General features: G+C 31.4%; 13 protein-coding genes. 5 read left to right on the forward strand and 8 right to left on the reverse strand.

Going from position 1 to position 19,634, the window contains the following annotated elements; genetic code table 11:
- Positions 1-163: 163 nt before the first annotated feature.
- Complete coding sequence (locus F0000_RS20765; RefSeq protein ID WP_149626645.1) at positions 164-1,195, reverse strand: AraC family transcriptional regulator; 1,032 nt, start codon at positions 1,193-1,195, stop codon at positions 164-166.
- Positions 1,196-1,759: 564 nt separating this feature from the next.
- On the opposite strand from F0000_RS20765, the gene F0000_RS20770 reads away from it, so the two are divergent.
- Positions 1,760-2,659 carry a DUF1080 domain-containing protein gene (locus F0000_RS20770; protein WP_149626646.1) on the forward strand — a complete coding sequence of 300 codons (900 nt, stop codon included), beginning with the start codon at positions 1,760-1,762 and terminating at the stop codon, positions 2,657-2,659.
- Between the two features lie 202 nt (positions 2,660-2,861).
- Here the strand turns inward: F0000_RS20770 and F0000_RS20775 are convergent, their stop codons facing one another.
- From F0000_RS20775 to F0000_RS20795, 5 genes are all read right to left on the reverse strand, one after another.
- Positions 2,862-3,602, reverse strand: a complete 741-nt coding sequence (locus F0000_RS20775; protein WP_149626647.1) for a gamma-glutamyl-gamma-aminobutyrate hydrolase family protein — start codon at positions 3,600-3,602, stop codon at positions 2,862-2,864.
- Between the two features lie 501 nt (positions 3,603-4,103).
- Entirely contained in the window at positions 4,104-5,276 is a 1,173-nt protein-coding gene (locus F0000_RS20780; protein WP_149626648.1) for a hypothetical protein, read from the reverse strand.
- Between the two features lie 212 nt (positions 5,277-5,488).
- Complete coding sequence (locus F0000_RS20785) at positions 5,489-6,424, reverse strand: diiron oxygenase (RefSeq protein ID WP_149626649.1); 936 nt, start codon at positions 6,422-6,424, stop codon at positions 5,489-5,491.
- A 1,767-nt stretch (positions 6,425-8,191) separates the two neighbouring features.
- Positions 8,192-11,428, reverse strand: coding sequence for an Ig-like domain-containing protein (locus tag F0000_RS20790; protein WP_149626650.1), 3,237 nt, complete (start codon positions 11,426-11,428; stop codon positions 8,192-8,194).
- A 1,560-nt stretch (positions 11,429-12,988) separates the two neighbouring features.
- Complete coding sequence (locus F0000_RS20795) at positions 12,989-13,360, reverse strand: VOC family protein (protein WP_149626651.1); 372 nt, start codon at positions 13,358-13,360, stop codon at positions 12,989-12,991.
- A 462-nt stretch (positions 13,361-13,822) separates the two neighbouring features.
- Here F0000_RS20795 and F0000_RS20800 point away from each other — a divergent pair, with 462 nt between their 5' ends.
- From F0000_RS20800 to F0000_RS20815, 4 genes are read left to right on the forward strand one after another with little or no spacing between them, the layout of a single operon-like run.
- On the forward strand, positions 13,823-14,722 hold the full coding sequence (locus F0000_RS20800; RefSeq protein WP_149626652.1) for a MerR family transcriptional regulator: 900 nt from the start codon (positions 13,823-13,825) through the stop codon (positions 14,720-14,722).
- 23 nt (positions 14,723-14,745) lie between these two features.
- Entirely contained in the window at positions 14,746-16,260 is a 1,515-nt protein-coding gene (locus F0000_RS20805; RefSeq protein WP_149626653.1) for an NAD(P)/FAD-dependent oxidoreductase, read from the forward strand.
- Positions 16,261-16,263: 3 nt separating this feature from the next.
- Positions 16,264-17,103, forward strand: a complete 840-nt coding sequence (locus tag F0000_RS20810; RefSeq protein WP_149626654.1) for a phytoene/squalene synthase family protein — start codon at positions 16,264-16,266, stop codon at positions 17,101-17,103.
- Positions 17,104-17,133: 30 nt separating this feature from the next.
- Positions 17,134-17,586, forward strand: coding sequence for a sterol desaturase family protein (locus tag F0000_RS20815; RefSeq protein ID WP_149626655.1), 453 nt, complete (start codon positions 17,134-17,136; stop codon positions 17,584-17,586).
- Position 17,587: 1 nt separating this feature from the next.
- Here the strand turns inward: F0000_RS20815 and F0000_RS20820 are convergent, their stop codons facing one another.
- Positions 17,588-18,148, reverse strand: coding sequence for a TlpA disulfide reductase family protein (locus tag F0000_RS20820; RefSeq protein ID WP_149626656.1), 561 nt, complete (start codon positions 18,146-18,148; stop codon positions 17,588-17,590).
- A gap of 512 nt (positions 18,149-18,660) precedes the next feature.
- Complete coding sequence (locus F0000_RS20825) at positions 18,661-19,575, reverse strand: anti-sigma factor (protein WP_149626657.1); 915 nt, start codon at positions 19,573-19,575, stop codon at positions 18,661-18,663.
- Positions 19,576-19,634: the final 59 nt, after the last annotated feature.

Here is a 19,634-nt window from a genome sequence, read left to right on the forward strand (position 1 = left end):
AATCGATAACTTTCTGAAAATAAAGAAGTTGTTCCTGTGCGTTTGTAACTATTCATCTCACCTGTGTTTAGTCAGTAAAATACTATAACTATTTGATTAAAAATAAATTAATTTTAGAGGTAACCTTTAGTACATTTCATTAATATAGTATTAACTGATAGTTTTACAGGGAAGCATTGACTTGCTTGTCTTCCTGTATACGATATTTTTGGGGTGTAGTTTTTAAATGTTTCTTAAAAACTGTTGTAAAGTACTGACTGGTAGAAAAACCGCAATTATAAGCCACTTCAGAAGCACTTAAATCTGGATATTCTATCAACATCTCACAAGCCATTCCCAGTCTTTTTTTGGTCAGCACTTGCATTGGCGTAAGATTAGTAAGTTGCTTACAATGATGAGTAAACCTGGTGGTCCCTAAACCTGATGAGTTTGCCATCTCCTCAATAGTCCATCGGTGAGATGGGTTATTACCCAACTCTTCCAAAAACAATTTTGCTGAGCGCAAACTATCTGTCAGTGACTCGTTCAGTATTAGTTTCCCTCTATCAAACATTTCTAAAATCAACACTAACAGTTCATTAATATATATCCTAAGCTTTGATGAAGGCTCTTGCTCTTTATTATTAAGCAAATTATCGATCTTCTTAAAACAATCTTTTATCTCGGGAGTAGCTTTCCATACAGGCTGCTCGTTTTGTCGTATCGATAATGTCAACCGTTCTAAATCATTTTTAGAAAGCACAATCCAGTCCGGCCATTCCCATTTTTGATGCGGGCGACGCACACCTACATCCAAAATAACCCAATAAAACTTGCCAATGCCTACATGAGGATTCCCTACTTTATGCTGTTGCCAAGGCCTTGTAATGGTAAAGTCTCCTGCAAACAACTCGGTTTCGCTGTTTTCAACCGCATAAGGCATCGATCCGGATTCTAAAAAATGGAACTCCACTCCTTCATTTCTGTGCCAGTCCAAACCCCAATCCTGCTCAAAATTCGCATCCCAATAACCTATCGTATTCAGACCTTCTGTATCTTTTGCTAATCGTTCTCCCGGATATGTATGTCTTGCTAATGCTTTAAACTCTACCATCGATCGTTGACATGCATCAACAAGAGGAACGCAGGTATCTGCATGAAAGATGGATCCGTTCTCTCCCTTAAAAGGGGTAATTAAATGTCTAATTTTATTCATTGTAAAATATTGAACAGTCAAATTTACAAAAAAAATGTAATCTTCAGCTTATCTGAAAAAGTTATTTAAATTTATTCGCTAAACATCTTTTTTTACATAACGATCATAAAAAACTCAAAATTATCTTATGCATTTTTTTTGCCTTAGCAAATAGCAATGACACTTCTTCAATTCGATTTAAAATTGAAAAAATATTTATAATACCATCCTGATAGATGAACTTGTTTTCTTTTCAATAGATATACACCTGAATCGAGATTGAATCACAAATTAGTACCTTCTATCAAGAGAAATATTTGCACATTTAAGAATTCATAATGATCACACAAAAGATTATTGAGAAACTTTTGTCAATATATATTGTATTTTTACCAAGGTTATTAGAACTCATACTACAGAAAAATCATCGAATATAGAATTAGAGTATCCAAATTCTAAAGATGGTTTTCATAGTTTGGCTTTGATAGATTGGCAAATACAAAAATTTGTGGACTATGATGAGTTATAAAACGTTTCCAATAAAAAAACTAACAATTAGAAAAACTGTATTAAAATCAATACTATATGAATATGACTAAATTAGCTTTCCCTCTTCTTTTATTACTATTTTCATGTTCTTCGGTTATAGAAGAAAAAAATATAGATCATCAGGAAAAATTAAATTGGGAAGAATTAATTGACACCAATTTATCCAATTGGGACACTTATCTAAGCTACCAGCATCAACCGGGATATGATGGAACTATTCCAAAAAATGAACAAGGAGACTCAATTGCTCCGATAGGATTAAACAAACCTTCTTATAACGTCTTTACTACAGTGCAAGAAGGAGATGATATTATTATTAGAAATAGTGGTGAATATTACGGTTGTTTAATCACGAAAAAGGAATATAAAAACTACCATTTCCAATTAAAATATAAGTGGGGAAATAAGAAATGGGCTTATCGAAAAAACTTACTCAAAGATTCAGGTATCCTATACCATTCTATCGGACCGATGGCAGCTGAATATTGGAGATCCTGGATGCTTTCTCAGGAATTTCAAATTATGGAGGGACATACTGGTGATTTCTGGAGTCAAGCAAATTCGGCTATCGATATTAGAGCTTATAAACCAGAATCTAACTTAGATCCAATGGCACACGAATCTCAAGAGTACTTGCCCATAAGTATGAATAGCCCTTATAAAAATTACTGTTTACGCAGCGGTAATTATGAGAAAGGACACGATGAATGGAACACACTGGATTTATTTTGTTATGAAGGTAAGAGTCTACACGTAGTGAATGGTGAAGTAGTAATGATTTTGAAGAATTCGAGATATATTGATGAAAATGGTAAAAGTATTCCGCTAATCAAAGGAAAGATTCAATTACAAAGTGAGGCTGCCGAAATATTCTTTAAAGATATCAGAATTAGAAAAATTGATTCTTTAAGTACAAAACACCAATCACTATTTTAATTTTTTTAAAGATATAACATACTAACTACAAAAACCCGAACTCATCTTACATATTGATTATTAATCAATACATTTAATTTTTTTACTATATAATGAAGTAGTTTTTTCAGCATAGTTTTAGCTATGTCGAAAAAACTACTTCAATATATATACGATAGAGAACAATAGAAAAAGTTCTAAAATAAAGTCTATAAGTGGGAATTTAGGTCATTATTCCTTTTTGATCAACTACATACTGTTTTATGAGGTTATCCATAAATGTAAACAAAAGAGCATTCATCGATTTATAATCATTATTTCTTAGTTCTTCTGGAGTTTGAACGTATTTCTCTCCTCTCAACCTTTCTAATTCTTCTGTAGAATTCTGAATTAGTAATTCTATAGATTCTGGATTAAACTCCAGATGGCATTGCAATCCATAGACTAATGCTGAATACTGTATTATTTGTCTGGGACATCCTTTGCTATATGCTAATACTTTAGCTTCTGATGTTAGTCCTGCCATATCTCCATGCCAATGCCCTACTACGGCATTTTGAGGGAAATGCAAAAGTTTTTGATCAGAATTACCTTCTTTAGTTTTCCTTATCGGAAAGGAACCTATTTCTGCATATGGGCTTTTTTCTACTGGAGCGCCAAGAGCTTGTCCTATCATTTGAGCTCCCAGACATACACCAATGACTATTTTGTTATCATTAATAGCCTGATCAATAAGCTCCATCTCAGCTTTGGCATCAAAATATGGACATTCTTCTACTGTGGTATTAGGACTTTGAGGACCTCCCATAATTATAAGACAATCTATATCATCTAAAGATTCTGGTAATTTTTCATGTTGATATACTCTGGAGAAGGATAACCTATAACCGCTGGCAATAGCCCAATGCTCTAAGACTCCGGGGCCTTCAAAAACTTCGTGAATTATAAAATGTATATTGATCATATCGCTATAGTAATTTAAAGAGTTTATACCATTTTGTTTTTTGAATTTACTGTAATAGAAAAGTATATTTTTTTTTAACAAAGAAGAAAAATCAGGTATAGCAGAGCTGCTACTTATTTTTATTCTAACGCTAAGTCGAAAAAAGGATTTGCTATTACAGTACGTTCTAAGGATAAATGGTATTATAATTTATCAAATGAAATTACCGGCTAAAATCATTTCTTTTGGTCTCACAATTCGAATTGAAAAATAATTCGATTCAGTTTACGGTAATTTCAACTAAGAACTGATATTATGTGTATGTTTTTTGATATTTATATATAATAGTACGCACATATTACCAAAAGTAAAATTAATTTTATATAGCATCAATTCTACAATAAGGTATACACTATACTAATGAAAGGGTGCCTTTTTTATTCAACCAGAATATATAAAAATAGTATGAACTAATTTCTAATACTTTTATACATATTCTGGTTTCTATTTTATACAATTATATTAGGAAATCACTTTAAGTGCATAATCATACGAATCCTTTATATACTCTAAAATATATGCATTGCTTTTATTTTTTTCGGGAATCAGTTTATAAGTATCCCAAAACTCCTTTTCAAACTTATCGCAGACTACGGGATCGGATATCTTTATATCAGATATTCTTTCTACTGCAGACTTGGATTTATTACGTGTATTAGTCCTGATAAGGACATTTGGGTTTCTGATTTCGTAGGATAGATCTATGGATTCAGATGTCAAACAGAGCGTATAATTATCATATCTCAAAATAGTACTTAAATTAAAAATTTGCTCTCTTATCTCATCTTCCGTCAATTCCATTTCAAAATATTTTGGATTCGAAAAATACTGATTCAATGACTCTATATGTATCATATCATATCTATTATAATTATTGATATGACGCTTCCAGTTTTCTATTTCTTTTTCTCTACCTGCAATTATTTTAAGAATGTTTTCTTCATTATTTCCTATATTTCTATAATACCTAGTGATTACAGAAACAGGCAATGTAATTGAAGGTAGAAAAGATGTTGCTAATAAAATATCTCCTTTATAGTTCTTCAGTATACTGCTTCTATCTGACAACTCATCTGATTCGTCTAAAATTCCTTTACTTGTTTTTACACTAATGATATCTTTTGTCTTTTCTGAGATGTAAGGAGTCCATTCAAAATTATTTGATTCTCCTAATTGCGCAAAGAAAGGCTGGCTATTTTCGATAACAATTGATGTCAACCAATTTGCATTAATCGGGAGTATATTCTCTTTCTTCAAAACCTCAACTAATTCATTTTCTTTGCGATGATCACGAGACAAATAAAGGATAAACTCTGTATTATATTGTGCTACAGAATTTATTATTTTCTCTATATCAAAATCTTGATCTTGCACAGATCTGCATATAACTCCTACTTTTGTTTTTATAGGTTTTAAAAGAGTAAAAGTTGCAAAATGATCATTGAGAATTTCTAAATCATCTACCAGAATACGACTATTGATTCTGGAAATTTTTCGCAACCAATTATAAAAAGTTTCAATGATCTCTTTAGCCTCTTTTGTTACTATCGAATTCACAAGAGCATCATCAGATTGAGGAGTTGAGATAAATGCTACAATCAGATCTTTCAGGTTTTTTGTTGTTTGTATTTTCATTTTATAAAGAATTTTTATGAGTTGTGTTATTATATTTTGTTTAATTAGAAACATCAGTTATCCATCTGTGCTATTAAGACTTATTACACATACTCCAGGTTATTATTATTTTAATGTTGTAGGTAAAATATCTATGTTTTTCTACAATAGAATTATCATAAAAAAGAAATGAGATAATTAAAAAACATAGAGGCAGTAATGGTTAAAACACATTACATTTTCAGTAATTTGTGTTCATTAAACGAATCTTTGATTTTGCTTATCGTAAATAGCTTATTCCTTTTCAACATATTTTTTGTTGGGAAACTAGACTTTCTTATTCCATTGAGAATTATATCTGACGAAATCAAATCATTAATGATTTCGCTAGATTCTTCTTCTGAAAAAAACTGAAGTAGTATCTGTTTCAAAACATGCGTATCCGGATATAAAAAAGCTAAAATCATTTTTGGTAATACTGAACCTATTTTTACCTGCAATTCTTCTGGCATTTTGGGCCATAATATTTCAAAAAATTGCTTAAAATAAGCGTGATGTTTCCCCTCATCGGTCGCATGATCTAAAGCAAACTCTCGTATTGCTTTTTGTACCTCTTCATCATTTGGCAATCCTGTTAAAGTTCCTGTAATTAGTGTTTCTGAAATGATAACAAAAAATACCTTGATCATTTTTTCCAGCTCTTTGGGCTGACTTAATATAATATCATCCAGTTCTTTAAGAAAATTAGGCTCTAATCTTAGTGATTTTATTTTGGTGTATTCTTCAATTTTTGAAATAAGAGAGAAAGCCATTTCGGCGTGTGCACCCTCATCTACATATATTTTTAGAGCATCGTCTTTCATTTCCTGAGATAGCCAGGGCAAAAAAGAAGGAAGTCTAATAAGATTACAAACCTCATTCACAGGTCCTAGTTCAAGCCATACTGTAAACTCCAAATAATTGTACAATTCTAACACCAATAAAGATTGGATTTTATCTTCTGGCAAACTATTCACCCTTGGATGATTCAGAAGAATTGATTGCTTCTTTGAAAAAAAATTAAGCCCTTCTTCAAAATCCTGTAATGTAGGATGATCCTTTGTTCTTACAACTGCTGTATCTTGCCATTTTTTGAATCTTGAGACATATTCGTGCGTTGGTCTTTCCATAATACTAAATTTTAATGAATTTGTGTTGTTTGTTATATCGTTATAGACAATAACTATTGATAAAAAAATATCAATAGTTATTATTTATTTTTAAGATTTAGACAACACTAAACATAAAAGCTTACTTAGGAACATCTAATTTTAACAAAAACTAGTCTGCACTTACGCCAAAAAATGTAAATTACTTACATAATAGTGAATTCTAACAAAAAAAATAAAACACAACAATTTGAAAAACAATTAATTAGATTAAAAAAAAGAAACATCAACAACTTACTCGTAAGAATTTATTTAATATAATTTTACCATACATTTAAAAAAAATAATAAAAAGTGATAGATATTATAATTTTTTACTTATATAATTAGTACGTTCTTAAAAAACAGATTTATGATATATTGCTGGTTTATATCCATTTTGAAACTATTATACCAGAACTAAGTCATATACCACTTCCGATTTGAAACTACATCCCCCAAAATCAGAAACAGTATTACATCTCTATTCTATCTGATTAAAAGTTGTCTCAGGGATTAATTAAAAAAACCGTTCAGAATTCTGAACGGCTCTTAATAAAGGCTGGCATACCCCCTTAACTGCATACCAGCCAATGTATTTTACTTATCATACCTTATTATATTATTTTACATATCCAAATATCCTCGACTTTATTTGATAATTCACATAACTCTTCTAACTTCTTACCTCAGCATAATCAAATCTAAAATAGTTGTATAAAAATGTGTTTTAATTACCACTTTTCAAACCTTAACTATTCAATAAAAAAAATATTAAAATCGTTAATTTTTGTCAAAAATAGCATTTAAACGTAAAAAAACAACATTTAATCCATTTTTTTATAAAATAAAAAAATAAAAAACACTATCAACCCTGCACAAATATAGAGATATTTCCCCTAAAAAATATTCTATTCCTCTCTCACCAGAACATTTTCTATTAATCATCTGGAAATAATTTATATACAATATTGTTTAATCATTCAACTTGATAACTGGATATGATTTTAAAATTACGTAGTGTAAACCCAATATAAAAACGACATCCAGTCGAGACGCTTCTGATAATTTTTCTCTAGAGCTGGGGGCTTGGACATAATTTATCTATTTTCTAATTTAAAATCACCTGTGTAAATTTGCTTTTTTTGCTTATACCTGAGCATAAAAAGACGTAAGAAATACGTTAGCAGTATTAATCAAATAAGGTAAGGTGGTATCAATAATAGTGTTGCATTTAACCGAAAAACTGAATCTCATTAGTATTTATTAACCCTTGTTCATAAAAGTGACAAAACGTTATAAAAAACAGTTATACTATCCTCCCAAATAAAATTTCGCCTACTAAAATATTTCTTATACGATTTGTGATTAAAAAATTCGTATAAATTCATTGAATTATTTTTTCTTTATGCAAGGCAAAAAAATCAAGCATAGCTATAGCTACGGTTTATTTTTTAAACGAAGTAGAAAGGAAAAAGAAACGATGAATATGCGAAATTTTTAGTTATAAATCATATTATTGTTTCATACAAAAAAAATAATTTGATTCAGTTTACGGTAGTTTCATCTAAGAACTGATATTATTTGTAGCAGGGTAGAATGCCTTTTTTTTGAATTTTTATCTTAAATCTCATTCTTTAATAAAGAACCAGTTTTATTTTATGAGACAGGAAAAAGTATCCTAAAAAAAACTCACCCTATATGATAAATCATACAGGGTGAGAAAACAAGTAATTAAAGTTTGTGGTTATTAATTCTTCATTAATTTTAGATTCTTTTTACCTATTTGAGAATTAGTAACTGTAAGGAAATAGATTCCTTGTGGTAAATTCTCAATACTGATAGAATGATCTTTATTTAGTGTTGTTTCCAGATATTTAGCACCTTTTATATCAAATACCTGAACGTTATTTTCCAGCTCTTGACTTAATCCCTGAATAAATACTTTTCCATTAGTTGGATTAGGATATAAAGATAACTGTGCTACTGGCACATCGTTAGTAAGCCCTGAATCTCTGGTAGAAGCTCCTGTAGATAAAATAATCTTATCCAGATTCCACTGCCAGATAGTACTGCTCGACCCAACAACTCTAAGTGTATGAGATCCTGTTGATAATGTTACTCTACTTCCTGAGTTTAATGATGTATAGCTTTCCCAAGCCCCATTATTAGGTACATCATCAGTTGCTACTACCGTATTATCAAGCAATAACTGAATCTCCGAACCATCTGATGGAGTAGAGATCAAGTATTCGATAGTATAACTCCCTGCTGTGGATACATTTATAGTATACTCTGCCCAGTCTCCACTATTAACATAATTGATATTAGTACCGGCTCTGTTTACTCCTAATCCAGGACCACCTGCAAAAGCATCATTGAAGGTTCCATTGGTATCAACGAAATCTTCTGCTTCAATAATCAAAGTAGCATCTCCTGGTGATGGTGTTGTTGCATTTCTTATTACCTCTATTCTGTTAGAAAGATCAAAGTTACCTGCTAATCCAGATAAGTTAGCTCCGGTCGCAAGAACCGTAGTATTATCTTCATAACTTAAATGATAAATAAAACAAGTTCCTTCTCCAGCACCATCAAAATCAACCGCTTCCGGAGTTGGAGGTAACCCAAGAATATTTCTTTGATCATCGGTAACAACCCATTGTGAATTGGCTCCTACATTTCCGCTAAGAGTTACTCCTGATACATTATCCACAACTCCGTCTCCTACTGTAAATACAAAAGGACCTCCTGTTATAGTACCACCATCAACAGTAGGGCTTCCACCTCCACCTAAACGAGATAAAGTGATTTTGTCCAAATTCCATTGCCAAGGATTAGATCCTGAAGCTACTATTCTTACTGTATGAGATCCTGAGCTTAGATTTGTGATTGTATTTGATGATACTAAAGCGGTATAATCTTCCCAACCTCCATTATTGGGTACATCATCAGTTGCTACTACAGTGCCATCAATCAACAATTGAATCTGAGCATTATCAGAAGGTGTTGATATTTGATATGTGATACGATATTCACCGGCAGTACCTACATTAATAGTATACTCCGCATAGTCTCCGCTATTAACATAATTAATACCTATAGGGCTAGCATTTACACCTGTACCAGGTCCTCCTGCACTAGCATCATCAAAAGTACCATCAGTACTGGTAAAAGTTTCTGCTTCGATTACAATATCATCTCCTGAAGGTGGATTGGTGTTATTTACAGTAACATTCGTAGTTGCTGTAAAACTCCCATCAACTGTAGTTGCGGTAACTATTGCAGAACCAGCCGATCGAGCAGCAACAACTCCATTAGTATTTACTGTGGCAACAGCTGCATTACTTGTAGACCAATTAATACTCTTGTCAGTAGCATTAGATGGCGAAACTGTTGCAGTTATTGCGGATGTTTGCCCTACATCTAATGTAACTCTTGATGGAGAAGTAGTAATTGCAGTTACAGCAACGGGAGTACCGCCACCGCCACCTGTACCACTATCAGTAACAGTTATGGAGCTTGTAGCAGTAAAACCTCCATTAAGAGATCTCGCAGTAATAATCGCTGAACCTTCTGCCTGACCTGTTATATTACCCAGATTATCTATTGTAACGACTGATGGATTATTAGAAGCCCACAAAACAGTTTTGACAGTAGCATCTGGAGGAGTAACTGTAGCAGACAATCTGGTTGTTTCTCCTAAATCTATTGAAACATTCGTAGATGCCATAATAATTCCAGTAACATCAACAGTCGTACTTCCTCCTCCTGTACCCGTAACAGTAACAGTTATAACAGCTTTATGACTACCATCAAAAGTAACTACCTCTGCCGTTACAGTTCCCTGTGAAATGGCTGTAACCACACCAGAACCATTAATAATTGCAATAGTAGGGTTACTAGTAGTCCATGTAACTATTTGATTCGTAGCATTACTAGGTATTATTACTGGATCCAGATCAAAAGTCTCTCCAGCTTGTAAATTTAAATCCGAAGAAGATATTGCTACATCCGTAACAGGAATTGCTCCTCCTACAGGAACTGCATTATACACTCTAATCCAGTCTACTAAAAAAGTATTTCTATCATTAGCATCATCTAAATCTTCTGGAGTTGGAAAAATATTAAGATCACTTAACCATTCTTGTTGCTCCATATTAATGATAATATGTTGTGGTTTACTTAATCCTGTTCCACCAGTATACCCATATTTATCGATCGCATCAAAAGTGGTCGTATGCTCAGATAGATTTCCATCAGGATCAATAAAATTATGTTCGTTCTTTTTTATGGTTCTAACCAATCTACCATTAATATAATATTGAGCATGGTGCGGATTTACCCAGTACACTCCAATTGTAAAAAAATCATCTCTCCAGGTGCTTCTTCCAGTTTCAAAATACCACGTACCAAAAACATCTTCTTCGTCTCTTGGTTGATAATCTGTAAATGGATCTCTAATAAATGTATGATGACTTAAATGAATACGTTCGTCTAAGAATTCACGTCCTTCCTGAACATTAGGATATGATTCTAACATATCTAGTTCTTCAGTTTCATCTTCACTTATCATCCAGATATTATTAGCCAGCATACATCCTGCCTGCTTTACTCTGGCTTCCATATACATAGGGTATGCTAAGGGATCTTTTGATGATATACATCCGGTATAAACAATAGGTAAGCTAGCATCCCAAGCTCCGTGTATATTTAGATATCCTCCTGTAACCCAGGTATGATCCTTGTGATATGATGTAGCAGAAGGTCCAGAGAATCCATTAATATATAATTCATTCCATCTATCTGTAAATTCTGGATTAAGATTTCTGCTTGAAGACTCATAGTTAAAACTATCCGATACAGGCTGTAATTCCCAAATCATTCCAGAAGGAGGCGTTGCCGGAATAGGCACCCCATCCCAGTCTTGCGCATATATACTGGTAGTTAATAAGCAGATTACTGCTAGTAATAATTTTATGTGTTTCATAATTAAAAAGTTGAAATAAGAATCGATCTTATCAAAAAGATCCTAAATTAGTTGTGTATTAATAATGTTAAAAATTGCTCAATCTTAATTGATTGAATTAAAAAAAGTCATATCTTCTCTCTTTGCTCTGTGAAGTATTTTATTTTAAAAAATCACATAATTAAATATGTATTCTATTTTGAAATTGTGTTTAATCTCTTAATGATTGAAAAATAATATAGTAGATATAATTTTTTAGACCACAAGATTACGGTGGTTTATTTCTAAGATTTATTCTTTCTCAAGTGTCTACCAATTATTTTACTTTGCACATGATAATATTTCATTTTTAAAGTTCAATTTAATTATCATTTGGTGTGCGAATACGTGAAATTTGAATTACAATAAAAACAAAATATCCAAGCAAAAAATTTATGTTTTCTTTTATCTTAAATTAGAGTAGAGGATTTTCACTTTTTCTTTTCCTTGCCAACAGCAGAAAAATTACTCAGATGTCCAGAAAAAAGTTACGTGGAATCCTCTGTTGTTTGTGAGAACTTTCTTTTTCATAGTGGTAATAATGTTTGTGTTAATTTCAGTTAATTTTAAGATTTGTGCGAAAATTTAAAACAAATAATAAGAATGCTTCAATTTTTACACCTCTTCTTTACAAAGTATGAAATTAAAGATTATTTATTTCTTTAATAATGATTTGAGTATAAAATTTACACTTGTCTATATAAAATCTAGTAGAATACTGGGGTAGTAAGATGTTCGGAAATCTTGAGAAATTAAAACTGATTAATCCAAGAACTAATTAATTTTCAATTAAATATAAAATCCCTCTGGTTTTAAGTATATAGAAAAAATCTCAACTTTTTCATAAAAAATATGCTTTAACAATACAAAAGATGTGTCTTTAAATTACCAAAGAAAACAACAAAATAGACTCAAAAAAGTGGTTTTTACACTCAAAAATGATTTTTATTATCACCTAAATATGTGATCCTTTACACCATCTACACATAAAGAAATTTCTGTAGTTTGATTCAATAAAATATCTCTAAAAATTAAGGAATGGAATATATTTATAATATCGAATAAAATTATTAGCATACAATTCCAAGAGCTTATCACGAGTAGTAAAAAGGTTGAAAATATTCAATAAATACTTAAAAAACAATAATTTAAAAAAAAATCGTTTTATAATTCCTACCACATAAATTTAAAAAAAAATAATCATTAATTTAATTACTCTAAAGACATATAGCTTTTCAAAACTCTAAAAACAATATTGATTACTTCAACATATCTCATTTTTTTAATGATTTCAAAAATCAAATTTACTTGTTAAAAATCCCTTAAAAACGCTGCTAAAAAGAACCGTATTTACCCAATTACTGAATTTTTATTACTCGTTTTAATCTACATGGCAGTAGAAAACTTAAAAAATACCCTAATAAAACTTTGCTTTTTTATTAATTTTAAGATAAAAAAAGTACTCCTTTAATCACTTTTTTTTGATACGATGTATCTTTTTTTTTAAACTAACCTTGTTAGTGCATATACAAGTCAAAAAACCTATACATGCTGATCGATAAGTATTTGATTCCCATCTGGATCTATTAAAGCGATACTTTCAGGACCAGAACTATCCTCATTCGCCTCTCGGTCTAATTGTATGCCCTCTTTCTTTAATTGTTGCTGAATTTGTCTCACATCATCAAAAAATTCTAATGGAGTTGCATTTTCATCCCAACCTGGATTGAAGGTAAGGATATTCTTTTCGAACATTCCCTGAAATAATCCAATGAGCGAATTTCCATTTTTCATAATCAAATAATTATTGTCCAAGTCTCCAGCAAAAATTGTAAACCCTAATTTCTCATAAAACGATTTTGACGCTTTGATATCTTTTACATTAAGACTTACTGAAAAGGCACCTAATTTCATAGTTACTGTGTTTTATTTATTCAAATTTAATAAGAAGTGATCATAAACATATCAATATTAGTTATAAAAGCCATCCGTTATACCCAGTTTCTAACTTTTTACCGTAGTTTACAACATTCTGAAAATGTTCGGAAATCCATCAATCTAATACAAAATCTATTTTTTATGTCAATGAACTCATCTTGACTTTTTATTTTTAACCGAAAATGAGTTGAAATTTAACCTGATGAGGCACTTTTTGTTATCTATAGCAGCACTACAGAAGAAAAAAGCAATGAAATACGGACGAATTACAACCATTTTTTAGGAAATAGAAAAAGTCCGGATGAGTTCTATAAAACATCTTATATTTATGGAGATCCATACTTGTTATTTTAACAATAATTGCTTTTTTTTTAACAGGTTAGGTAGGATGATAAATATCTTTTTTACTTAGATTTGTTTAACCTTTATTTAAAAAAAGTGAACAACATTAAGCAAAACTTCAGTATAAAAGATCTTGAAAACCTCTGTGGTGTAAAGGCTCATACCATACGAATTTGGGAAAAAAGATACAATCTGCTGTCACCAGACCGCACAGAAACTAATATTCGAACTTATAACTTACAAAGTCTTCAGCGATTACTTAATGTTACTTATTTAGTTAATAGTGGTTATAAAATTTCCAGAGTTTCTAAACTTAATAGTGAAGAAATTAATGAATATGTACGAAGAATTGTATCTGATAATAGCGTCAAAAATCAAGCTATAAATTCTTTCAAAATTTCTATGCTGAATTATGATCTGGAATTATTTTTAGGTACATACGAACAATTATTAGAAAAAAGAACCTTTAGACAAATATTTACAGATATATTCATCCCTTTTTTGACAGAAATCGGACTATTATGGCAAACAGATACTATTAGTCCTTCTCATGAACATTTTATAACAAATCTTATAAAGCAAAAGTTATTAATCAATATAGAAAAATTACAATTCTCTAAATCTTCGAAAAAAGAGAAAGCATTTGTATTATATTTACCAGAAAATGAAATTCACGAATTAGGTCTTCTCTATATTAATTATGAAATATTATTAAAAGGATATAAGGCTATTTATCTGGGACCTAGCATTCCACTGGACAGTCTTCCAAATATGTTAACTTTTCATGAAAATATAACCTTCGTATCCTATTTTACCGTAAAACCTGAGAAAGATAGGATTTCAGAATATATCAAAGAATTTAATGAGATAGTTTGTAGAAAAAGAAAAAGTCAATTCTGGATACTAGGAAAGCAGGTATTAGACCTTCCCGACAGTAACACGAATTCAAATCATCGATTTTTTCACTCCATTGAAGACCTTATGGTCGAATTGTAATTTTCATCCCTCATAATTTATTTATGTCTAAAAAAATAATCATCATTGGTTCTGGTTTTTCTTCTCTATCTGCTTCGTGCTATCTGGCACAATTGGGTTATGATGTTACTATCTGCGAAAAAAATCACACAATCGGTGGTAGAGCAAGGCAGCTAAAAAAAGATGGTTTCACATTTGATATTGGACCTTCATGGTATTGGATGCCAGATGTTTTTGAGAAATTTTTTAACGATTTTAATCATAAAGTCTCGAATTTCTATTCAGTAGAGAAACTAAACCCTGCATACAAAGTTTTTTTTAAAAATCATGAGAGTATTACGATAGAAGATACACTCGAAAAGATATATGCCGCTTTTGAACTAGAAGAAAAAGGAAGTTCTGAAAAACTAAAAAAGTTTATCCTGGCTGCTAAAAATAATTATGATGTTGCAATTAAAGATTTTGTATATCGGCCAGGAATTTCTCCATTAGAATTAGTGACTCCAACAACCATTAAAAAGGTTGGACAATTTTTTAGTACAATCTCAAAAGAAGTAAGAAAAGAATTTACAAATGAAAAACTAATACAAATCTTAGAATTCCCGGTTCTATTCCTTGGTGCCAAACCTAGTAATACTCCAGCTTTTTATAATTTTATGAATTATGCTGATTTTGGATTAGGAACGTGGCATCCAAAAGGAGGAATGTATCAGGTAATTTTAGGAATAGAAAGATTAGCCAGGTCTCTTGGCGTTAAAATTCATACAGATACAACGATTAAAAAAATCAATGTAGAAAATGGCGTAGCCAGAGGCGTTGTTACTTCTTCTAAAAAAATAGATGCTGATATCGTATTAAGTGGTGCTGATTACCACCATAGCGAAACATTACTGGATCCTGAATACAGGCAATATTCAGAAAAATACTGGAATCAAAAGACATTTGCCCCTTCTTCCTTACTATTTTATGTAGGATTTGATAAAAAATTAAAGAACATTCATCATCATAATTTATTCTTTGATACAGATTTTGATATGCATGCCAAAGATATTTATGATCAACCTAAATGGCCTGATGAGCCTCTTTTTTATGCGAACTTCACCTCAGTTTCGGATAATGGATCTGCACCAAAAGGCAAAGAAAACGGGTTTTTTCTGATCCCGTTAGCTCCAGGACTGGAAGATACTGAAGAGCTAAGAGCGCTTTATTTTAACAAAATAATAACTCGTTTTGAGGATTTAACATATCAAAACGTACAAAATAATATTATATTTAAAGAATCCTTTTGTGTTAAAGACTTTATAAAAGAGTACAACTCATATAAAGGAAATGCATACGGAATGGCTAATACTCTATTACAAACAGCCTTTTTAAGACCTAAGTTGAAAAGTAAAAAAGTGCAAAATCTATTTTTTACTGGTCAGCTTACTGTACCCGGACCAGGAGTACCCCCATCCCTTATTTCTGGTAAATTGGTTGCAGGAATTATAGAATCACAATTCAGATTATCAAAAAAAGAACAGTTGTCTAGCAAACAACGATTAAATCATACTCATTAAATCATGAAGATAATTTTTGACTCCGTTTCTCATAATTGTAGTAAAATAGTAACTACTTCTTATAGCACATCATTTTCATTAGCCTCCAAAATGTTATCTGATGATATCAGACAAGATATATATAATATTTACGGTTTTGTAAGGTTTGCCGATGAGATTGTAGACAGTTTTCATGAGTATGATAAAGAAAGTCTCTTTAATGATTTTGAGATTGAAATGTATAAAGCCATTGAAAATAAGATTAGTTTAAACCCTATTCTTAATTCTTTTCAGGAAACCGTACATAAATACAATATACAACCTGAATTATATGAAGCTTTTATGAAAAGTATGCGATTAGACCTTCATAAAACGGCATATCTTACTGATAATGAATACAAAGAATATATTTATGGTTCTGCAGATGTGGTAGGGTTAATGTGTCTTAAAGTTTTTGTTAAGGGAGATAGTAAGAAATATGAAAATTTAAAAGAAAGTGCTATGCACCTGGGTTCGGCTTTCCAGAAAGTTAATTTTTTACGTGATCTGAAAGCTGATTTTGAAGACCTGAGTCGTACTTATTTCCCTAATACTAATCTGGCACAATTAGATGAAGTATCGAAACAAAAAATAATTGATGACATACAGAACGATTTTAATAAAGGATTCGAAGGGATTATGAAATTACCTCCAGAAGCAAAGTTTGGAGTATATACTGCATATATCTACTATAAAAAACTATTAAATAAACTAAAAGCTACACCATCTGTTGATATCAAAAATACCCGGATTAGAGTTCCTAATTATCAAAAGTTTGGATTATTAGCCAAATCTTATTTTGATTATCGCTTAAACCTAATTTAAAAATATTGTTTAGAAAATAGTATTATTCCTATGCGTGTTCTTATCTGGATATCAATTTTTCTGATCACTTTTTGTGGTATGGAATTTATGGCATGGTTTACCCATAAATATGTAATGCATGGATTTTTATGGTCTCTGCACAAAGATCATCATTATAAAAAACATAGTAGCTGGTGGGAACGAAACGACTTTTTTTTTGTATTCTACGCGGTCATCAGTATGTCTTGTATTATGCTACATAATCCAACTACATTCCCGATCGGAGAACCTATTGGTTTTGGTATTTTAGCATATGGTATCGCTTATTTTCTGGTTCACGATATATTTATTCATCAACGGTTTAAACTATTTAGAAATACAAATCATTGGTATGCAAAAGGACTAAGAAGAGCCCATAAAATACATCATAAACATCTTGGTAAACATAAAGGAGAATGTTTTGGGATGTTATTTGTCCCCTTTAAGTATTTCAGGCGACAATGATTTACTCTGCCAATAACTGGTCAATCGTCTCTCTTACTTTATCTGTATTCCAATCGGCAGCTCCTACTTTATTAACAATAATAGCTCCCTTTTTATCAATCAAGTACGTTGCGGGTATTGTTTTACTAACAAAAGGCGCCGGATGATCTGACAAGGATCTGTAAATAGGATAATCATAATCCTTATCGTCCATAAATTTGTTTAATTCCGGATCATCGTCTTGCGTAAGAAAAACAAAAACCACTTTTTCTTTATAATCATTGTATAATTCTTGTAGAGAAGGCATTTCTGCAATACATGGAGGACACCAGGTAGCCCAATAATTAAGTAGTACAACTTTGTCTTTGGCTGTATTAAAGTTTATAGATTCTGTATTCACACCATGTAGTTTCCAGTCATAAGTCGTTACCTGTTTTCGTTCATCTTCATTAACTATACTGGGGCTAAAAGAAAATATTCTGGTAAGAAAAATCTGCATCATCCCTCTGGTACTTGGGATAAAAAACAACAGTAATACAATCGCAAAAATAACATTAGATGTATTCTTCTTGTTAAGCTTCATAAAAATAACGTGTTAATATGTTATATTATTTCTGATTTAAAATTACTCATTAAAATTAGTTCTTTTTTAATCAGAGTTTTTGATTATGCTCAAGCGCGTCAGTTTGAGTGAAATTCTAATAAGAATTTTGTATCGAGAACAAGCATTTTGGATTTAAAAACCTATTCTCTCTATACTATCCTTTAGTCTAAGTACTACTATTGACACATTCTGTAAGTCATTTCTTTATATGCAATTTCAACTCCTAATTCCTTGAACATTTCTGATTATGCTTTTCTGCTCATCTCAGTTTAAACACTGGATACAATTTTTACTGGATGTCTCGTATTGACTGTTTTCAATCTTCTACATTAAGAATTGAACTCAAGTTATTTATTAGTTTGAGTATTTTAACACCAAAATGGTATTATAGTTCTATTAGTCAATAAAAAACTACCTTCTTACAAAAGTATATAAATTAATAAAGCGCAATCTACGATTGCGCTTTAAACTAACAAAAAAACAACAGTGAACTATCGTGATACACTTCCTGTTGGAAAATCATCCATTTTTAGTTCAAAATTATATGATGTAGGCGCTGTATCCATACCCGCCATACCTATTAGTGGCTTAAGCAAAAACGGTGCTGGTGAGTTATCCGGAAATGGTTCTACCGAAATAACTACAGTTCTGCCTCTTATATCTAAAGGAAACATAACTCCCATAGGTTCATTTCTAAAGAAATCTTCACCTGGAAGTGGAGGTCCGGCAAAAACCGTTTCGCTAAATCCATTTGGATCTTCTGCATTATCATCTCTTATTCCAAATTCAGTAAATGTTCCTGTGGATATTGGACCGTTATCTCCTATTACCCATCCTTCATACTTCCAACCTGTCAAAGCAGGTAATATTAAACTAGGAGTAGGTGGCGCTCCGGGAATACCAAACCAAACTCCATATTGATCATTCATATTATTTGCAGCTCCGCCAGGAACATCCTCGTCTGTAGGAGTTCTTAAGAAAAAAGTTCCTTCAGCCGTTGTAAAATCACCTACTGGATCAAGACCAACTATTGCCATACTCGCAGCATCACCAGTACCGAACTCTCCGCGTAAAAGTTTAGTTGCTGCAGGAGTAGGATCCGGATCTGGATTTGGTTCAATCGATAATACAAAAGCTGTTGCAGCTTCTAGCATTTCGGTATTTACACTAAATGTAGTGCTGGATAATACTCCCGAATCATCTACTGAAAATGTTCCCGTAGACACTGGGTTTCCATTAACAATCACCCATCCTTCGTACAAGTAATTATCCCCTAGATTTTCTAATCCATTAAGATCTAAAGATAAATCTGACTCGGTAACTACGTTTCCAGAATCATCGTCATCTGAGCAGGAAGTGGCAATTAATCCTATTGCCAAAGTTCCCATAATAATTTTTTTAAACATTGCTTTTGTTTTATTAATTTTGATCGGACAAAATTATTTATATAAAACTTTTTAAATTG

Origin of the sequence: Aquimarina sp. RZ0 (assembly GCF_008370685.1) — a bacterium.
GTDB lineage: Bacteria > Bacteroidota > Bacteroidia > Flavobacteriales > Flavobacteriaceae > Aquimarina.

What these genes read in the sequence shown, in the direction of transcription:
- F0000_RS20820 (WP_149626656.1), bottom strand. Translation starts at nt 18,148, where the DNA reads ATGAAGCTTAACAAGAAGAATACATCTAATGTTATTTTTGCGATTGTA.
- F0000_RS20765 (WP_149626645.1), bottom strand. Translation starts at nt 1,195, where the DNA reads ATGAATAAAATTAGACATTTAATTACCCCTTTTAAGGGAGAGAACGGA.
- F0000_RS20825 (WP_149626657.1), bottom strand. Translation starts at nt 19,575, where the DNA reads ATGTTTAAAAAAATTATTATGGGAACTTTGGCAATAGGATTAATTGCC.
- F0000_RS20785 (WP_149626649.1), bottom strand. Translation starts at nt 6,424, where the DNA reads ATGGAAAGACCAACGCACGAATATGTCTCAAGATTCAAAAAATGGCAA.
- F0000_RS20775 (WP_149626647.1), bottom strand. Translation starts at nt 3,602, where the DNA reads ATGATCAATATACATTTTATAATTCACGAAGTTTTTGAAGGCCCCGGA.
- F0000_RS20770 (WP_149626646.1), top strand. Translation starts at nt 1,760, where the DNA reads ATGAATATGACTAAATTAGCTTTCCCTCTTCTTTTATTACTATTTTCA.
- F0000_RS20795 (WP_149626651.1), bottom strand. Translation starts at nt 13,360, where the DNA reads ATGAAATTAGGTGCCTTTTCAGTAAGTCTTAATGTAAAAGATATCAAA.
- F0000_RS20805 (WP_149626653.1), top strand. Translation starts at nt 14,746, where the DNA reads ATGTCTAAAAAAATAATCATCATTGGTTCTGGTTTTTCTTCTCTATCT.
- F0000_RS20790 (WP_149626650.1), bottom strand. Translation starts at nt 11,428, where the DNA reads ATGAAACACATAAAATTATTACTAGCAGTAATCTGCTTATTAACTACC.
- F0000_RS20810 (WP_149626654.1), top strand. Translation starts at nt 16,264, where the DNA reads ATGAAGATAATTTTTGACTCCGTTTCTCATAATTGTAGTAAAATAGTA.
- F0000_RS20815 (WP_149626655.1), top strand. Translation starts at nt 17,134, where the DNA reads ATGCGTGTTCTTATCTGGATATCAATTTTTCTGATCACTTTTTGTGGT.
- F0000_RS20780 (WP_149626648.1), bottom strand. Translation starts at nt 5,276, where the DNA reads ATGAAAATACAAACAACAAAAAACCTGAAAGATCTGATTGTAGCATTT.